The organism is Blastopirellula sp. SH421 (genome assembly GCF_057808535.1).
In genome coordinates this window covers 2,602,901-2,620,021 of sequence record NZ_CM173712.1, presented here as the reverse complement: position 1 = coordinate 2,620,021, position 17,121 = coordinate 2,602,901, and the positions used below count along the sequence as shown (strand labels likewise).

At 55.5% G+C, this 17,121-nt stretch carries 14 protein-coding genes and 1 tRNA gene; 4 read left to right on the top strand and 11 right to left on the bottom strand.

The features are described 5' to 3' along the window. The first annotated feature begins 81 nt into the window (after positions 1-81). A tRNA-Ser gene (locus tag SH421x_RS10940) sits at positions 82-163 on the top strand. Positions 164-226: 63 nt separating this feature from the next. Here SH421x_RS10940 and SH421x_RS10935 read toward each other — a convergent pair. From SH421x_RS10935 to SH421x_RS10925, 3 genes are all read right to left on the bottom strand, one after another. After that, positions 227-1,444: a RimK family alpha-L-glutamate ligase gene (locus SH421x_RS10935; protein WP_488855598.1), complete on the bottom strand. Its 1,218-nt coding sequence runs from the start codon at positions 1,442-1,444 to the stop codon at positions 227-229. Positions 1,445-1,577: 133 nt separating this feature from the next. Continuing rightward, entirely contained in the window at positions 1,578-3,143 is a 1,566-nt protein-coding gene (locus SH421x_RS10930) for an FAD-dependent monooxygenase (RefSeq protein WP_488855597.1), read from the bottom strand. A gap of 217 nt (positions 3,144-3,360) precedes the next feature. Beyond that, on the bottom strand, positions 3,361-3,729 hold the full coding sequence (locus tag SH421x_RS10925; protein WP_488855595.1) for a hypothetical protein: 369 nt from the start codon (positions 3,727-3,729) through the stop codon (positions 3,361-3,363). 537 nt (positions 3,730-4,266) lie between these two features. On the opposite strand from SH421x_RS10925, the gene SH421x_RS10920 reads away from it, so the two are divergent. Next, positions 4,267-4,617, top strand: coding sequence for a Flp family type IVb pilin (locus SH421x_RS10920; RefSeq protein WP_488855593.1), 351 nt, complete (start codon positions 4,267-4,269; stop codon positions 4,615-4,617). Positions 4,618-4,696: 79 nt separating this feature from the next. On the opposite strand, the gene SH421x_RS10915 is transcribed toward SH421x_RS10920, so the two are convergent. The 4 genes from SH421x_RS10915 to SH421x_RS10900 all read right to left on the bottom strand — a co-directional run bounded on the left by SH421x_RS10915 (position 4,697) and on the right by SH421x_RS10900 (position 9,228). Beyond that, positions 4,697-6,130 (bottom strand): sulfatase-like hydrolase/transferase, encoded by a 1,434-nt coding sequence (locus SH421x_RS10915; RefSeq protein WP_488855591.1) that lies wholly within the window; start codon positions 6,128-6,130, stop codon positions 4,697-4,699. Continuing rightward, the gene (locus SH421x_RS10910; protein ID WP_488855589.1) at positions 6,130-7,569 is read right to left on the bottom strand and encodes an arylsulfatase; all 1,440 of its coding nucleotides are present in this window, start codon (positions 7,567-7,569) and stop codon (positions 6,130-6,132) included. Before SH421x_RS10910 ends, SH421x_RS10915 begins: the two co-directional genes overlap by 1 nt. 445 nt (positions 7,570-8,014) lie before the next feature. Then, a complete protein-coding gene (locus SH421x_RS10905; RefSeq protein WP_488855587.1) occupies positions 8,015-8,779 on the bottom strand; it encodes a hypothetical protein in 765 nt (254 codons plus the stop codon). Positions 8,780-8,814: 35 nt separating this feature from the next. Further along, positions 8,815-9,228, bottom strand: coding sequence for an NUDIX hydrolase (locus tag SH421x_RS10900; protein WP_488855586.1), 414 nt, complete (start codon positions 9,226-9,228; stop codon positions 8,815-8,817). Between the two features lie 566 nt (positions 9,229-9,794). On the opposite strand from SH421x_RS10900, the gene SH421x_RS10895 reads away from it, so the two are divergent. After that, positions 9,795-10,034, top strand: coding sequence for a carbon storage regulator (locus SH421x_RS10895; protein ID WP_488855584.1), 240 nt, complete (start codon positions 9,795-9,797; stop codon positions 10,032-10,034). On the opposite strand, the gene SH421x_RS10890 is transcribed toward SH421x_RS10895, so the two are convergent. Beyond that, positions 9,996-11,072 (bottom strand): DegT/DnrJ/EryC1/StrS family aminotransferase, encoded by a 1,077-nt coding sequence (locus tag SH421x_RS10890; protein ID WP_488855582.1) that lies wholly within the window; start codon positions 11,070-11,072, stop codon positions 9,996-9,998. The two genes, SH421x_RS10895 and SH421x_RS10890, sit on opposite strands and share 39 nt — an antisense overlap. A 23-nt stretch (positions 11,073-11,095) precedes the next feature. Next, complete coding sequence (locus SH421x_RS10885; RefSeq protein WP_488855580.1) at positions 11,096-12,415, bottom strand: sulfatase family protein; 1,320 nt, start codon at positions 12,413-12,415, stop codon at positions 11,096-11,098. 129 nt (positions 12,416-12,544) lie between these two features. Between SH421x_RS10885 and SH421x_RS10880 the strand changes: the two genes are divergently transcribed. After that, positions 12,545-14,629: an esterase/lipase family protein gene (locus tag SH421x_RS10880; protein WP_488855579.1), complete on the top strand. Its 2,085-nt coding sequence runs from the start codon at positions 12,545-12,547 to the stop codon at positions 14,627-14,629. 62 nt (positions 14,630-14,691) lie between these two features. On the opposite strand, the gene csrA is transcribed toward SH421x_RS10880, so the two are convergent. Both csrA and SH421x_RS10870 read right to left on the bottom strand, forming a co-directional pair. Further along, positions 14,692-15,090: a carbon storage regulator CsrA gene (gene csrA, locus SH421x_RS10875; RefSeq protein ID WP_488855578.1), complete on the bottom strand. Its 399-nt coding sequence runs from the start codon at positions 15,088-15,090 to the stop codon at positions 14,692-14,694. A 542-nt stretch (positions 15,091-15,632) separates the two neighbouring features. Further along, on the bottom strand, positions 15,633-17,057 hold the full coding sequence (locus SH421x_RS10870) for an AAA family ATPase (RefSeq protein ID WP_488855577.1): 1,425 nt from the start codon (positions 17,055-17,057) through the stop codon (positions 15,633-15,635). Positions 17,058-17,121 lie beyond the last annotated feature (64 nt).

Genomic DNA, 17,121 nt, shown 5'->3' with positions numbered 1-17,121 from the left:
GCAGATGGCCCGCTAGAATGGGCGACAAGATTTGCCCTTTGGCAAGATCGTGGAGCGGGCAAGTCCCGCTCGCGAGCCTTAGGAGGGTAAGCGAATGGTTAGCGGCTTCATTGGAAATGAAGTGCCCCGTAAGGGGTTGCGAGTTCGAATCTCGTGCCCTCCGCTACCAGAAGCCCTTGGTTTGACTTTTTGTTGAACCAAGGGCTTTTTCGTGCGCGGTTCGATCTTACGTGTAGGTCGGCGGGGTCAACGCATCTTCGATTTTGGATGGGTCCAGCTTTTTGACCTTGGGTTCGCGTTGTTTCCGCGTTTTGATCGGCACCAAGGACTTCATCGATTCGCGTTTGCCGAAGCAGAGCAAGCGGTCGCCTGGTTCAAGTACGCGGGTCGATTTCGGATTGGGGATGACCGATTTGCCGCGGTAGAGGGTCAGGATGTTGATGTCTTGATCGTGGAACGCAGCGTCGGCAATCGACATTCCAATAAAATGGGAGCCTTCCGGAATCACCAGTTCGCAAACGCCGTATCCGCGGCTGACGGTAAGTCGCTGCCGAATATCCATTTCCGGAAAATCGACATGCGCAGCGCAGTAGTCAATGATCGCGCCGGCAATGTCCTGGCCGGTCGCACGTTCGATCCCTTCCAGCCCCGGCGAACTGTTGACCTCCATCACCTGAGGCCCATCGTTCCCCTCTAGCATATCGACGCCGGCGACTTGCAATCCCATGATTTGAGCCGCCCGCACTGCCGTCTCACTATACTTTTCATCCAGTTCCACGCGTTCTACCAAACCGCCGCGATGGACGTTGCTGCGGAACTCGTCTCCCTGGGCGACGCGGCGCATCGCACCAATCACACGATCGCCCACCACAAAGGCGCGGATATCCCGTCCTTTGCTTTCGGCGACAAAACTTTGCAGCAAAACGTTTTGTTTGGCCGTTTGCAGCGTCTCAATGATCGCTTCGGCGACCTTAATGTTTTCGGCCAAGATGACGCCAACCCCTTGCGTCCCCTCGAGCAGCTTAATAATCACCGGCGCTCCGCCCAGCCGCTGGATCGAGGGAATTAGGTCGGCCCGATCGCGGACAAAGGTGGTCTTGGGCATGCCGATATGGTGCCTACTAAGAATCTGCATGCTGCGCAGTTTGTCACGACTATTGGAGATTCCGCCCGAAGAATTCGCGACAAAGACATTCATTTGCTCTAACTGGCGCACAACCGCGGTGCCAAAGTAGGTCACGCTGGCTCCGATTCGCGGGATCATCGCGTCGTAATCGGCAAGTGGTTTCCCCTTGTAATACAGATCGGGTTTGCCCGATTGCAAATCGATCGAACACTTCAGCGTATTGATCACCGAGGCCTTAAATCCACGGTCCTTGGCCGCAGTAACCAGGCGGCGCGTACTGTAGCAGCGGGGAGCGGTGGACAAAATCCCGAGTTTCATCGTGTCATCCGTGTGGGGTATGTATCTTGATTTTTTGAACGGGGCGATCGGCGTTTGAATTGTAGCAACTGTTGCGACTTGTTTCGCTAGATCGTCCGCTTTTGGCGCTTCATCAGACCGAGGCCTGACCTAGCTATACCGTCCATTGCTCTAACCAAGCTCGAATCACCGCTGGAGCCCCCGCCGCGGCGATCGTCGCGTCGGGACGGATCAACAGGCCAGAATTGCTGTGCAAACCAACCGCTTGGCTGAAATGCCGCTGCGGATCTTGAAAATCTTCCCCATATCCAACCACCTGCAGTTGGGGAGATGTTGGCCAAACTTCCCGTTTTGTCTCGCTCATCAAGATTAACGTATATACCGCTTCTGGATTTTGCGGACGCAGCAATCGGATCGAACTACAAAGCTGCCCCGCGATCTCTATCGGTACGTCGGGCAACGTCATCCCCGGCTTCACCTTTCCTTCGCTCTCGCCGGTCAGCGAACTGTGGAGGTAGGCGACATCATCTTCGGCCAGAATCGACGTCACCATCTTACGCACCGCCGGGATGTGGGTGACGATCGCTTGAATAACATCCTGCACGCCGCGCGTCAGACGATTGGTCGACATTGTCATTCGCATCGCGCGGCCGCTCACCTTCAACACGCGCTCGGCTACTGGATGCCGTTCTTCCTGATAGGTTTCTAGCAATGACGGTTCAGCTGCCCCCTTCAAAACCATCGCCACTTTCCATGCCAAATTCACGGCATCCTGAATACCGGTGTTCATCCCTTGGCCACCGGCCGGGCTATGAACATGCGCGGCGTCGCCGGCCAAACAGACCCGACCATGAACGTACTGAGAAACCTGACGTTCATTAATCCGAAAATCGGCCAGCCAATGCGACTGGGTGATCTTCCACTGCAATCGCGTCCTCTCAATGAGTGCGGTTTGCAGATCTTGGATCGTGGGATCTTGCCGCGGCGTAGCGGGATCGGCGACGCCTGCTTCAACAAAGATCCGATAACGGGTATCGGAAATCGGAAACAGCTGCAAACTCCCTTGATCCGAGTTGGTCGAATAGAGCCAACCATGGTCCAAAGTCCGTTCGAAATCGGACTTTGGCGTGTGAGGGTTCACGCCGTCGACAACTTCTACTTCGATATCGCCCAGCAACCACCGGTAGGCGATCGAATCACCAGAAAAAACAACGCCCAGACCATGCCGCACCGTCGAATGCGCGCCATCGCAACCGAACAAATACGCCGTTTCCAACACTTCCGCTCCGTGGGGCGTTTGCAACTGACAAACAACGCGATCTTGCTGTTGAACGAACGACTCTAAACGTGTCTGACGCTCGACCGTGACGCCGCGCTGCTGCAATGCATCAATCAAAGTGGCTTCGATCCGGGACTGTGGAATGAGCAACCCCGGCGGCAAAACGTGCCCACCGTTTTCCAGCGTCATCGTCGCCTGATAAGCGCCTTGGTCGAAAAAACGCAGACCTTGAGGGACTAATCCAAGCTGCCGCCAATATTCGTAAGGGATGACCGGATCCAAGTTAATCATCGATCGCCGCCATAGCACCAACGCCTTCGAGAGGGTCGTTGGCGCCGAGCTGGTGTCGATAATCCGCAGCGGAATATGAAACCGCGCCAGCGAAAGAGCCGCAGCCAACCCAACCGGGCCTGCTCCAACGATCAGGAGGGGAGATTGCATCAAGCGCTCTAGCCTAAGGGAATGCGACGAAATCAGCCGCCGAGCGAAACAAGGCTGCCAAGAGCTGAATTCTACTGCCCGCGGATGAATCTAGAAACGTCGATCTGGGAGCAAATACTCCAGCGCCACTAACTTTGGTTTCACGATGTCGCTTGACCCTAAAAAAAGACGCGGCCAAAACCGCGTCTTGTCTCGATGAAGCCAACTTCTCAATCGTTTAGGGGAAAATCGCTCTCAGCGTGTTCCGGATCGGCTGTCCCGGCACTCGGACTTCGGCTCCTCCATAGGTCGAATAGAACGGATAGGTCGGTCGACCGTACACATAAGGCGCTGCACTATAAGGACTGTAAGCACTGACCGTAGTTGGCGCGTAATAGCTGGTGCGTCCCACGGTCACCGGGCTAGTCGTCCCATACGGCGCGGGGCTGTAATAAGCAGTCTGCGCCGAGTTGTAATACACGGTCGGCGTAGCGCTGTAATAAGGGGTCGGCGCACCGTAGTAATAGGTCGTCACCTGTTGCGCCATGGCCGACGCCGGCAACGCAAGCAGGCCGACTGTGATCAACGTGAGGATGCTGTATCGCATTTTTCGTCTCCAGTACTTTTTTATGGGCAGCGCCGCATTCGCATGCGGCGACAATCATGAGGATCGTCTAGCTTCTCTCAATCAAAGCAAACGACATGCCGTTGGCGGCTTCGCGGGCTCTCCGTCGGCGCCGCCTGGTCAAAATCTCCCCAATCTCTAGGTAGATCCTCAGCCTAGATCACACTTTGCAGCAGCGGAGAACGCTGGAAGCTCGGTTCGTGAACGTTGCTCTGCAAACGAATGTAGCGATTGCAAATCAATCACGTTGATTGAATTGCCGCCACACATTTTTTGGTTTCGCATCTGCCGTTGTCGATTGGATCTGAGAAAGAATTACCGACCATCAAAATCGCAAAAACAGCGTCTGCTCTTATTTTCTTGCGTGATGACTCCCCCGAAACGGCCTGTCCATCTCTACCGCTTGCTCGGTTTCCGTCGTTGTGGCACGCAAATCGCTTTATCTTCTCTTGTAGATTCAAAGCCAACCATCAAGCACCGCAGGGACAACTTGCGAGATACGCGAAGGAGAACCGAAGAATGGACGTTCTAACACGATTATGGAACGATGAAGAAGGTTTCATCATCACCGTCGAATTGATGCTGATTGCAACGATTCTGGTGATCGGAATCTTAGTCGGACTTGTCGCGATTCGTGATTCAATCACCGGCGAACTTTCTGATGTTGGCAGCGCGATCAACGACATGAATCAGTCGTACACGATCTATGGACTTTCTGGACCATCAGCAGCCGTTTCTGGCAGCAGCTTTGGTGATAACAGCGACTCCAATGACACGCCCGGCGATCCGCCAGGCATGATTGATAACTGTATCGTCGTCTCACCCACCTACACCAACGAGTCAGGCGTAGCTCCCGTGCCCAACGGCTAACGCAAGCGCACTTTAAAAGAGGGACAAGTTGGCGATTGGCCAACTTGTCCCTCTTTTTTTTCTTGCTGTTCGCGCACGACTACTTCGCGACCACTCCCCAATCGGGAGCTTCGGCCAACACGGCGTCGTACTTAGCTTGAAGTAGTTTCGCCAACCGCGCAACAACCTGGGGTTGCTCTGCGGAAAGATCATGGGACTCGGCCAAGTCATCCGACAAATTGTAAAGCTCCAGCGTTGACAAGTTCGCTTGCTTGATCATTTGCGACAGCTCCGCCTTAAAATATCCGCCAGCTTTCTTGTCCTCTAGTTTGATATGCGCCACTAGCTTCCAATCGCCATCACGGAGTGCAACTTTGGCAGGCCCAATCGCATTAAAATAATGCCAAAAGAGCGGGGCAGGGCGCGGCACTTTAGCTCCTTGCAGCGACTGCGCAAAACTGGCCCCGTCCAGCGCACGATCGGTCGGCGCGGCGACTCCAGCCAATTCGCACAGCGTCGGCAAGATGTCGAGACCGCAGATCGGCTCGGCGCTTTCGCTGCCTGCGCGGGTATGTCCCGGGAACCGTACGATCCCCGGCACACGAATCCCTCCTTCATAGATATGCAGCTTCATCCCCCGCAGCGGCCCCGGCGAGCCATGCGAACGCCATGCGTTAGGATATCGATCCAGCGTCTCCGGTCCGTTGTCGCTGCTGAAATAAACCAACGTGTTGTCTGACAGCTGCAATTGATCAAGCGCCGCCAGCAATCGACCGACCGCGCTGTCCATGTTCTCGACGTTGGCATAGTAGAGGGCTTCTCCCTTCAGCTTTGCGTCACCGTAGTGAGCGACCATCTCCGACGGCGAAGCGATCGGCTCATGCGGTTCATGAAAGCAGACGAACTGAAAGAACGGCTTGTCAGCGTCACGGCCTGACTTCAGCCAAGCGATCGCTTCCTCCGCGACCACCTGGCACGAGTAGCCAGCTTGCTTGCCAACTGCCTGACCGTTGCGAACAAAGTTGGTCGGATTTGCGTGCGTCGGCGCGGCATTGTTTTGCGTGCTAAACCAATGCGCAAAACCTTGATCGCCGGGCTGCGGTTGCTGGTCGCTATTGAACTTGCCATTCAAATGCCATTTGCCGACGTGACACGTATCGTAGCCAGCCTTTTGCAGTAGTGATGCGATGGTTACTTCGCTGGCTCGCAAGTGCATCACATTGCCGTCCGGGATCCAATCATAGACGCCAACACGACTCGGCGTGCGACCTGTCATAAGTCCCGCACGGGACGAAGAGCAAACCGGCGCCGACGCATAGCAGGCCGTCAGCCGCATCCCTTGCTTGGCCAACGCGTCCAAGCTAGGCGTTTTGATCGTGGGATGGCCGTAACATGCCAAATCGCCATAGCCCAAATCATCGCACAAGATGACCAGAAAATTAGGGAGAGCTGCTTTCTCTGCGGCCCAAGCCGAGGATGCATCCCAAGCCAAACATGCCAACAACAGGGGCAAACTTCTAAGGAACGTACGCATTAGTTCGCTCCTTTTGCGTTTTTTTGTTTCGCTTTCGGTTGCTTGGGTTTCGGCTGCTTCGGTTGCGGAAACTTCCACGTCTCACTGGGCGTGTAAGCCGCGACCATCAACTTGACCAGCTCGGCCACCTTTGCGGGTTGTTCAGCGGCCAGATCGTGCTCTTCTCCCAGATCCTGTTTTAAGTTGTACAGTCGCACCGGCGCGTTGATTGGCTGTTGAATGGCTTTCCAATCCCCTTGGCGAATTGCCTGAGCGCCGCCATGTTCGTAGAAGGCCCAATACAGATAATCGTGCTGCGCTTGCTCTCCCTTGCCGGTGAGGGTTGGCAATAGAGAGATTCCATCGATATCCTCAGGCAAATCCTGGGGATTGCCGGCCACTGCGGCTAATGTCGGCATTATATCCCAAAATGCGGCCGCGAAATCAGACTCGCTCCCCGCTTGCACATGGCCCGGCCAACGGACAATCGTCGGCACCCGAATTCCCCCTTCGTGCAGACTACGTTTGATCCCTTGCAACGACCCGTTGGAATTATTGAAGTCAGGATCGTTCCCGCCTTCTTTGTGCGGGCCATTGTCCGAAGTGAAGATGACCAGCGTGTTGTCATCAATCCCGTCGGCCTTCAGTTTGGAGAACAACGTCCCCAGATCGCGATCCATCCGCGAAATCATGGCGGCATGTCCCTTTTGCGGTTCGGGCCAATCTTTATCGGCGTACTGGCCATAGTCGGGGACCTCCATCCCGGCTTTGCCAGCTTCGTTGTTGGCATGCGGAATGGTCAGCGAGAGATAGAGAAAAAATGGCGAGTCTTGTTTCGCTGCACGATCCACAAACGCAAGCGCCTCTTGCACGCACAAGTCATGCGAATAGTCGATCTTCTCTTTGGCGATCCCATTGCCGTGCGGACCTTCGGAAAGCGGCACGTTCTTCAGCGGCACGCGCTGTTCGTTCCGCATCAGAAAAGTTGGGTAATAGTTGTGGGCATGCGTTTGATCGAGATAGCCAAAAAAGTAGTCAAACCCTTGCCGTGTCGGCACGCCATTGGATCCTTCATGCCCAAGTCCCCATTTGCCGATCAGCGCCGTTTGATAGCCGGCCTGCTTTAAGACTTCGGCGACGGTGACATCGCTGGGGCGCAAATTGTCTTTGGCGTTGCCGCGAATCAAACAATGCCCGGTGTGCAGCCCCGTCATCAAAACGCAGCGTGACGGAGCACAGACGGTGCACCCAGCATAAAAGTTGGTGAGCCGCATCCCTTCGTGCGCCATCTGATCCAGATGGGGAGTCGCGATCCGCTGTTGTCCAAAACAACCGAGATCGCCATAGCCCAGATCGTCGGCCATCACAAAGATAATGTTGGGTTTGTCCGCAGCAACGGCCAACGAGCCGCTGCCCAGCAGCAGCAAGGCGCACAGCGCAGGGATTCTCAATCGGTGCATGCTTCGACTCTCCAAATCGTCGACAAGGGAGGGTAATCGGTGGGTACTACCAAAATAGTCGAAGTTTGAGCCACTTTTTAGTGCCCAAGCAGGATTTCCCCCAGCTTTCGCCCTCTCAAAAAAACCACCCAGACAAGCATTTCCCCGCGCTCGCGCGTGTTGCAGATGCTATATGGCAATTCATGAAGAATGGAACACCGATGCCACGGAAAGGAGAACTGAAAACAGGGTAAGAAGGCGACGTTGGGATTCATTGACTCCGATCAAGCAAACTTTCGATCCAATTTAGAAGGGAAATTTGCAACGCTCATAGATCAATACTTTCTTGCCATGCTCTCCGTGATTTATCCGCGGCATCCCTGGCCGATTTCTTACGGTCCCACCAAATAGCGCAACCTCAAACCTAGTGAGTAGGGCAACAAAGATACGATAGTCCGCTTTCCGCTCAACCCTTTTTTCGGGTCCAATGAATTCGCGCCACATCCGCCATGTAGCTGTTGACGGCTCCTTGGGCTGCAGCTTGCAGCTGTTGGCTGGCCGCTTGTTTCAAATAGGGTTTCGCTTTTTCGTTGTCGCCGGTCGCTTCGAAGTAGAGACCCAGATAGAGTGCTGCGTAGAACCTGCGACCGGCTCTTTCGGTCTCGGTGATTTCGCCGGCTTCGACTTCGATCAAGACTTGCTGCTCGGTTGCTTGACCTTGATAAAAACGATAGAGGGTCATCATGGGGATGCGGCCATCGCCAGTGATCGGCAGCAGTTCGGCTTTGGCTTTGTCGACGCCGTCGGCTTGCGCCATACAGAGAAACCGCCAAGCGGCGTTCTCGACATCGTTGCTGAGATACTTTTGGTACAGCGCAAACTGCTCGGCCCCCTCCTGAAAGCGTCCCGCATAATAGAGGGTAATGCCACGATCCCACAGCTTGGGCTTTTCGGCAGGCTGTGATTTCGCGTATTGGTCAAAGTCGGCGGCGGACTCGGCGATCTTGCCCAAGCGAAACTGCTCTCGTGCCCGAAGGTAGAGCATGCGATCCAGCTGCGGATCCGCTTTCAGGGCGGCCGTCGCGAACTCGACCGCGCGTGCACTTTCGCCGCGCGATGCGGCGAGCTGAGCCTGATAAGCCAACTCGGCTGCCGAATCGTCGGCAGCCATGGCTGGGGAAGTAAACGCGATGCACGCCAGCAAAAGCAACCAACAGAGTTTTCTACGCATCGAACGATTCCAACCAGAAACAGAGAGGGATTAGATTAGGCCCTCGTTTTTTCTAGTTTTCGGACGGCGTTGTCAATCAAGCGCTGAATCGGCTTGCGCCGAACTCGTAGATGCGCTTCGTAGGGTAGGCACCAGCGACGGCGATACTGTGAGCTTTTCCCCCAAACGGCATATTCAACATCGACACGTAATAAAAAGGCATGAATCAGACCAGGCTCTTCATTGCGTGAAGTAGGAAAGGAATCGATCGGATCAGGAAACCGAAACGAACATGCCAAACCGAGATCCTGCGAGCATGCGTGCAGCAGAGCCTCGATATTTCCCTGTACATCGGGGGTCGCATGAAAGCCCCAGCGAGCCCCATTGGAGTTAGAGCTGAGACAAAACAGAGGCCCCCGATTCGTCAGACGAAAAGGGATTCCGCATAGAAAAACTTGCTTCTTAGGCATTCCATCCTTTGGGGCGAAAGAAGAAGAACTCGATTGGTGAGTGATCCTAATTGAGTAGCCCATACCACCCTGTGAGGTTCCCCTCTGAAATAGTAATACCTAAACGGTTGTTTCTACAAGCAGGTGGTCAATTTTCCAGCAGATCCACCTTTTGCCCCCAATTACTCAACCTGCCCTACCTCAACAGGCAAGTTCGCCTAGCGGCATAATCAGTTGCGTAAAAGCGATCCAGAAAGAGGCAATTTTTTTTGAGATTTTCTCAAGTTCGGCTGGCCAAAGCTTCTCACAATGAAGAGCCCGTCTCAGATTGAGACGCCAACACGCCAAGAAATCGGCCGCTTCCGCAATGCTAGCGGACAGAAAAAGTATTCCACAAACCCTTAATTCACAATGACTTGCAAACAAGCGAAGTCTTGGGTTTGAAAATCTTTCTCACTTTGGCCTACCGGTTGCATTCACCTTATGCCAGGTCACCGCAACATGTCGCTTTCTGACCGTTGCGAACCTACTCCCCCTGAATTTGCGATGAACGCACTTATCCAGCGAGACCTGGAAGGAACCCAGACATGTTAATCCTCAGTCGAAAAATTGGCGAAACCATCCATGTAGGCGACAACGTTACGATCGTGATCAATCGGATCTCAGGCAACCGTGTGACTGTGGGGATCGAAGCCCCCAATCAGGTGCGCATCTTACGAGGTGAAGTCCTCGACTCGAACGAGTTGCAACTGGAAGCAACCCATGACTGCCTTTCGGCCCATGACATGCTAACCGGGACGCCCGCGATTAGCGCCGTGGCCCGCTAGATCCGCGATTGACTGGATGGTCTGCGCCACCTGATCTTCGCTGGCTAGTAAGATCGGATGATGCAGTGTGATGGTCCCTTCGGCCGCGCGACGAGCCTGGGCCAAATCGCCCACTTTACGGCACCAGGTCGCAGGCCTTCGGGCAAAGCCGCGAAAGCCTGCGCTGACGGCGATGCCTGCTTGTTGCAGTTGAGCACACGTCGCAGCCCGCGTGGCGGGATCCGCCAACAACCAACCGACTTTGTAATAAACAGGATTTCCTTCGCATGGCGCGGGAGCGATCCACCTGCTAGAACCGGCGGTCGCTGCTCGCAGTCGTGCAACCACCTCGGCCCGCTGCCGATTTCGTGCAGCCAATTTGGCCAACTGCGGAATCAACACAGCCGCTTGCAGTTCGCTAAGCGGAAATGCGTGGTTGCCGCGCTCGCAGTAGGTTTTGGCTCGCTGGTAAATATCCGCACGCGAGGTGATCACGGCGCCGCCGCGACCAGCGGTAAGCAGCTTGCTGCCGCCAAAGCTGAGCGTGCCGACATCGCCCCAGGTTCCGGCCGTGCGATCCCCGATCATCGCACCCGGCGACTGACACGCATCCTCGACAACTTGCAAGCCATGGCGCTGGGCGAACTCCATGATTTGCGGCATCTCGGCCAAATCGCCATGCAAATGCGAAACGAGGATGGCTTTGGTCGCTGGAGTGATCGCCGCCGGCAGTTGAGCGACGTCGATTCGCCAACTATCGGGCGCTAAATCAACCAATACCGGGCGCAATCCGGCGGCTTGGATCGCACGAAAGTTCCCGGCAAAATCATATGCCGCCAGCAACACTTCTGCGCTATCGGGCAAGTTTAACGCACGCAGCGCGATCTCGACCGCGATCGTTCCTGAGGCGCATGAGAGTGCATGCGGCGCCGCGTGATACGCGGCCAATTCCGCCTCCCAACGAGGAACATTCGCTCCATGGTACTTTCCCCAACTACCGTCAACGTACGCGGCCAATAAAGCAGCGCGTACGTCGTCATCGGCTAAGGGCCATAGCAAGGAGGCTGGAGAATCCGCGTCACTCACTGCACCGGCCACCAAGCGTCTAGTTTCGCCTGCAAGCGTTTCACCACTTCTGGCTCTTGTGCGGCCAGTTCGGCTTCTTCCAAGGGATCCTCCACAACGTTGAACAACTCAATCTTGGCTTTCGGCTCGTTAGGAGCGTAGGGGACGATCAACTTCCAAGGCCCGTCGATCACCCAGCGAAAGCGGAGACTAGCGACCGGATCGTCCATCGCGCGGATGTCATGCTCCAGAATCTCGCCGTAGATCGCCTGGCGTGCGGCGACCGCTTGGGCGTCCAGCAGATTGATCCCTTGCATCTCTGGCAGTTTTTTGATTCCGGCGGCCGCCAACACGGTCGGCACAATGTCAATCGAACTGGCCAGATTGGTCGAGTCGATCGCTGGAGTTGCATGATCAGGCCACCGGACCATGATCGGCGTGCGCGTGCCGCCGTCGTATTGCGAACGTTTGGAGCGCGGCGCGTAATGGCTCGAATCTTCGAGATTGATCCAGCCGTTGTCGCAAACGTAAATCAAAATCGTGTTGTCTGCGACCTTTTCGGCTTCTAGAAAGTCAACCAGTTGCCCGCAGGTTTCATCAAACCATTCACACATCGCCCAATACTTGGCGATCGGCAGACTGGGCGTTTTATCGCGATACTTGGCCAACAGCCGCTCTGGCGGCGTATGCGGCGCATGCGGCAAGAAGGGGGCGTACCAAACAAAGAACGGTTTGTTGTCTGCTTTGGCCTGACGCACAAAGTTGTAGATCGGCTCCATTCCTTGTCGACCAATCGTAAGCCCCACGTCGCCGTGACGTCCACCGCGCTTGATGTCGCCGTGAGTCATCCCTTGATCAAAGCCGCCGCGAGAGAAGTTCCCTTCCCACCACTTGCCTGACTGGAAAGAAACATATCCCTTTTCACGTCGCAGAATCTCGCCCAACTTCGGCATCTGATCAACATGCTGCAAATAGTCATTACGCGTGCCGGTTTGATAGCGTTTGTCGCCGCCAGCGGTGCTATCACCTGGGACTTGGCGGGGTGGATCATTTCCCACGATCCCATGCTGGTGCGGATAAAGACCAGAAATAATGGTCGCCAGCGAAGGGCGACATAAACTGTCAGGCACATACCCGCGAGTAAAGGTCAGCGACTCGCGCGCCAAACGATCGAGACTCGGCGTCTGGATGGCTGGATGCCCCATAAAACCATAGTCAGTCCAGGCCTGATCGTCGGACAGAATCAAGACCACATTCGGCGGAGCATCGGCCGCAAGCGACCAGCCGCCCATGCAGATAGCCAACAGCAGCGCTCGATAGCAGTGATAGAAGTGCATGAAAAATCCTCATCGGGGTGGGGAGTTTGCCTTGACGTAGGGCGGGAAGAATTCGTATTGTCCCTCGATAAAAGTGGCGAGTCCAGTTATCTCCTGGAAATTTCGCGATTGCAGGGGGTTGGCAAATCGATGCCAAGACAGAAGCAAACAGCACCATTCATTCGCTTTTCAATCGCATTCAGCCTGGTCGCGGCGCTGCTGCTGTCGACCGGCTGCGCTGGCGATGCGTGGAAATCCGTGCGCAAAACTCCGCGGAATCCGCTCGCCGGTCAACTGCAACTTCTCTCTCGTCAGGGGCCGCAAGCGACCGAACGGACCAAGCAATTACTGCGGCAATATGATCTCGAAAAATATGCCGAAGGCGATCATCGCAAGGCGCTCGAAGAACTTGAGAAAGAACTAGAGCAAGAGCCGACAGCCGAAAAAACCTACGCCTACGCCGAGCTATCCTACATTGCCGGCACGCGTGCTGATGCGCTCGGAAAAAAAGCGACCGCGCTCGAATTGTTCGCAGCCAGCGCCGCCCACTCGTACTTCTATCTGTTTGATCCAAAATTTGCACGACAAGATCACGTCTTCGATCCCCAGTTCCGTGGGGCATGCGACCTGTACAACGGTTCGCTCGAAGCGGCCCTGCGGATCGTCCGCGCCCAAGGCAAGCTAACGCCGGGCTCGGTCTATCGCATCACGACGCCGCGGCAAGAGTTCCAAGTTGCGTTGCAAATCTCGGGACGCTGGGATGCTGATGACTTTGATCACTTTGAGTTTGCATCGGATTACGAAGTCAATGGACTCCGCAACCAGCATCGCCAGTATGGGCTGGGCGTGCCGTTGATCGCGATCTGCAAAGGGGCGAAGACCGGTAGGGCGGAAGACAAATATCTGCCGCCGGGATTGGCCTATCCGCTGACCGCATTCCTCGAGGTAACCCCGCAAAAGCAAGCCGAAGGTTCTTCGGTCCATTTCTGTAAGATTGAGCTTTACGATCCTCTCATGCAAGGCGAGGTGAAGATCGGCAAGCGGACCACTCCGCTCGAAGCCGATATCAGCACGCCGCTGGCCTACTACTTGGATCAGCCGCAGTTTCGCGATACCGATCTAGCGACCTGGGGTTTGCTGCTGCCTGGAAATAGCGAAGCAGTCCAGGGGCTCTACATGCTCGAACCGTACGATCCCCATAAAATCCCGGTCGTCATGGTGCATGGCCTCTGGTCTAGTCCGATCACTTGGATGGAAATGTTCAACGATCTCCGCGCTCAGCCAGAGATCCGTGACAATTACCAATTTTGGTTCTATCTCTATCCAACCGGCGCGCCGTTTTGGATTAGTGCGACGCAGTTTCGCCGCGATCTGCATAATGCGCGAGAAGATCTAGATCCCAATCATCAAGCGCTGGCGCTCGATCAGTCCGTACTGATTGGGCACAGCATGGGCGGCCTCGTCTCGCGGATGCAAACGATCGACAGCCAACAAGATTTTTGGTCTTTGGTCACCGATCAATTGCCAGACAAGCTCCAAGGATCAGAACAAGACAAGCAGCAGTTGATGAGCATGCTCTTTTTTGAGCCTAGCCCGTCGGTCCGCCAAGTGATTACGCTCGGAACCCCACACCGGGGCAGCGATTTCGCGAACTCGGCGACCAAATGGCTGGGGCGACACTTGATCGCGCTGCCCAAGACGCTGGTCAACGCCGAAGAACGGTTGAAAGCAGCCAACCCAGATTACTTCCGTAACGAAATGTTAGCCGTCGCGACCAGCGTTGACTCACTGGCTCCGGACTCTCCGGTTCTGCCCAAGATATTGGAAGCCCCGAAAGCTCCCTGGGTCAAATACCACACCGTGATCGGCGTGATTGATCAAAACACTTGGCTCGGCACGTTCGCCGGCCAAAGCGATGGAGTCGTCGAGTATCAAAGCGCTCACTTAGAGGAAGCGGCGTCAGAGTTGGTCGTTACCTCGGATCACAACAATGTTCACCGACATCCACGTAGCATCTTACGAGTCCGCAACATTCTACGAGATCATGTCGAAGGACTGCGTCAGGAGTATGTCGCTGCAATGCAACAAGGCGCTCCCCTTCATCCAGCGTTTCCAACATCCACCGTGATGCAAGCTGAGCATGTAGCTCCGCTTCAATCCGCTGCCCCACCTGGTGGGATTTACGCACCGCCGTTGCCCGAAACATTCCCGTTGACTCCGTCCAACCAGAACTAGAAATTAGTAAATAGAAAGCAGGGGGACGCCTGGCAAGCTTCGCCAGGCGTCAGCATCGCCGACTAGCGATTCGCCATAAATTCACGCATCGTCTGCATCCGAGCGAGCGGACGCTCAAACTGCTTCGGCTCTTGCTTCGGCTCTTCGGCCGAGATCCGAAACGACAGAACGCGATAATCGTCCGAGTCTTGATGGCTGCTCAGAAAGGGAGAAATGCCGCTTTGGCTATCCTCACTCCTTGGCGAAGCAGGCGACTGTCGCTCAGCAGCCGATTGCTGCGTCGCTGCGGCCTGTTCATGGTCGGCAGTTACCGTGTTGGGTAATTCTCCGCGAATCACTCGCACATCTTTCGGCGCTTCGATCCCAACGCGAATCGAGTTGCCTTTCACCTTCAAAATGGTGATGACAATATCGTCGCCAATCTGAATCTTCTCTTGCTGCTTGCGGGTGAGGACCAACATCGTAAACACTCCTTTGTTTGAAACATATCCGAAGGGAAGCGACTGCGAGAAACATTCTTTGCACTTGCCATGCCAAAAACCATCCACCTTTTCGCAAATAGCGACAAATCATTACCAGATAATCACTTACGCCAATTCCACCCACGATCGCATTCTGGACAGCTGGTGTACAAACTTACAATTTGGCTTGCAGGATTTACCGAATACCTGCTTTTTGGCGTTCAAAATGGCAGTCGAACCGAAGCTAGAAATACATCTAACCGGCCCTCCTTCGATCGAAAATAAACCCACCGCGCATCGTTCCAAAAAACGCCCCGAAAGTGCCACTATCTTCGTCATTAATTTAGAAGTCTAGTAGTCTAGTAGGGTGGGTGCAGCAAGCGATTAGCGGCATCCAATGTCAAACAACATCCCCGCTTGCGTAACCCACCTTTGCCGCCGGATCGTTCGGCGGGGCCGGTGGGTTGCGCAAAACCGGTTACGTTGATTTTTGATGGTGGGATTGGTTTCGGTTTTGCTGCACCCACCCTACGATTGCTATGTTATCGCCGTCGCTTGTTCCGCACTTTCGGTCGTCGTTTTTGTGACTGGCGGGGCGGCTGGACTGGACTCGGCTGCGAATTTTTTTCGAGTGGACTCTCGCCGAACATTTTTTCTGGCGGCTGGACTGGACTCGCAGGCGTTTCTTTTTCGGCGTAGGCGATTAGTTCGGCGGTGGTGAAGGTGGGGAAGACGGTGTCGAGCGGGTCGAACTTTGGCGCATCCGGATCGTTCAATTCCGCCAGATCGACCAAGCGATACCGGGCCTCGCCCTGGCCCCGGAAGGCTTCCGTTTTCGAGACCAGGCGAATTTCTCCGGCGTCGACCATGCGCTGCCAGGCCAAGCCAAAATTGCTTCCGCTCATCCCGCTTTGCTCGCGGATTTTCAGCTTGGTCGCTTTCTCCGGATCGATCTGCGAGATCACGCCGCGCAGCTTCCAGCGCAAGCGTTCGGCCTGTGATTTGGCCGCCAGTTGGGCATTTTCTTCAACGATGGAAGGCTCGTCGCGCAGCTGCACTTCCCATTTGCCGCCGGCGTCCTCTTCGTATTGCCCTTCGTCAATGTCCAGGCCCCATTGGCTGCTTCTCCGCGCGCCGCCGCCGCCGACTGTTAGCCATAACTGATGGCGCCCGGTTCCTGGTTCGAATGTTTGGCGGCGATTCACCAAGAGCCATTGGCGGGCAATGCCGCTACACGCCGAACCGCCCAGATCAGCGGCGGTCATGGCTCGCGGGGACAACTCTCTGCGCGTCGGGCAACAGATGATCGGCGTGGCCCCGGCTTTTTGACAACAGCGAACCAAATCGCGCAGCTGTTTGGCCTGGGCCCGCGGCGTCGCCTCCGCCAAATCGGCGACGTCAATGCATACCACTTCTAACTGATGCTGCTCGATCCAAGCAGTCAGCCGCTGCAAATTGACCGGACTGCCAGGGTCGCCCATGTTCAGGCTCCAGATCAGTCGATCCAGAGTAAGCAAATCGACCTGGGCCGCAGCGCTCCAGCGCGGCGCCAGATCGGCGATTGTTGGCTCAACCTCTTCGCTGCCCACAAAGCCGACGCGAAATGCCCGCTCGGCCGCGAACTGCCCCAAAAATTTGCCCCCGCTGGCCAGCGCGCCGCACAAGTCAACCGCCAGCGAAGTTTTCAGGCATTTCGAAGGCCCCAAAATCACCGCCGCCTGATGCCGGGCGAGTACTCCCGGCAATAGCCAAGCCTGCGGCGTTTGCCGCGCCAACAATTGGACCGTGCTTAGACCCTCCAAAGGTTCATCAGGCCGCAGTTGCCCCAGGTCCAACCGCTGGAAAACAGCCGCTGTCTTCGCAGAATCGGAACGCAACAAACTCGAAAGCTCTGCGGCCGATTCCGCATGGTGGATTGGATTAGCAATAGCCTCAAAAGAAGCAGACTCCATCATGGCCGTTGACATGAAAATTTCTCCCCCAAAGGCTCACACAGGCGCAGCAGAAAAACCTCGCCGAACCAGCGATCAC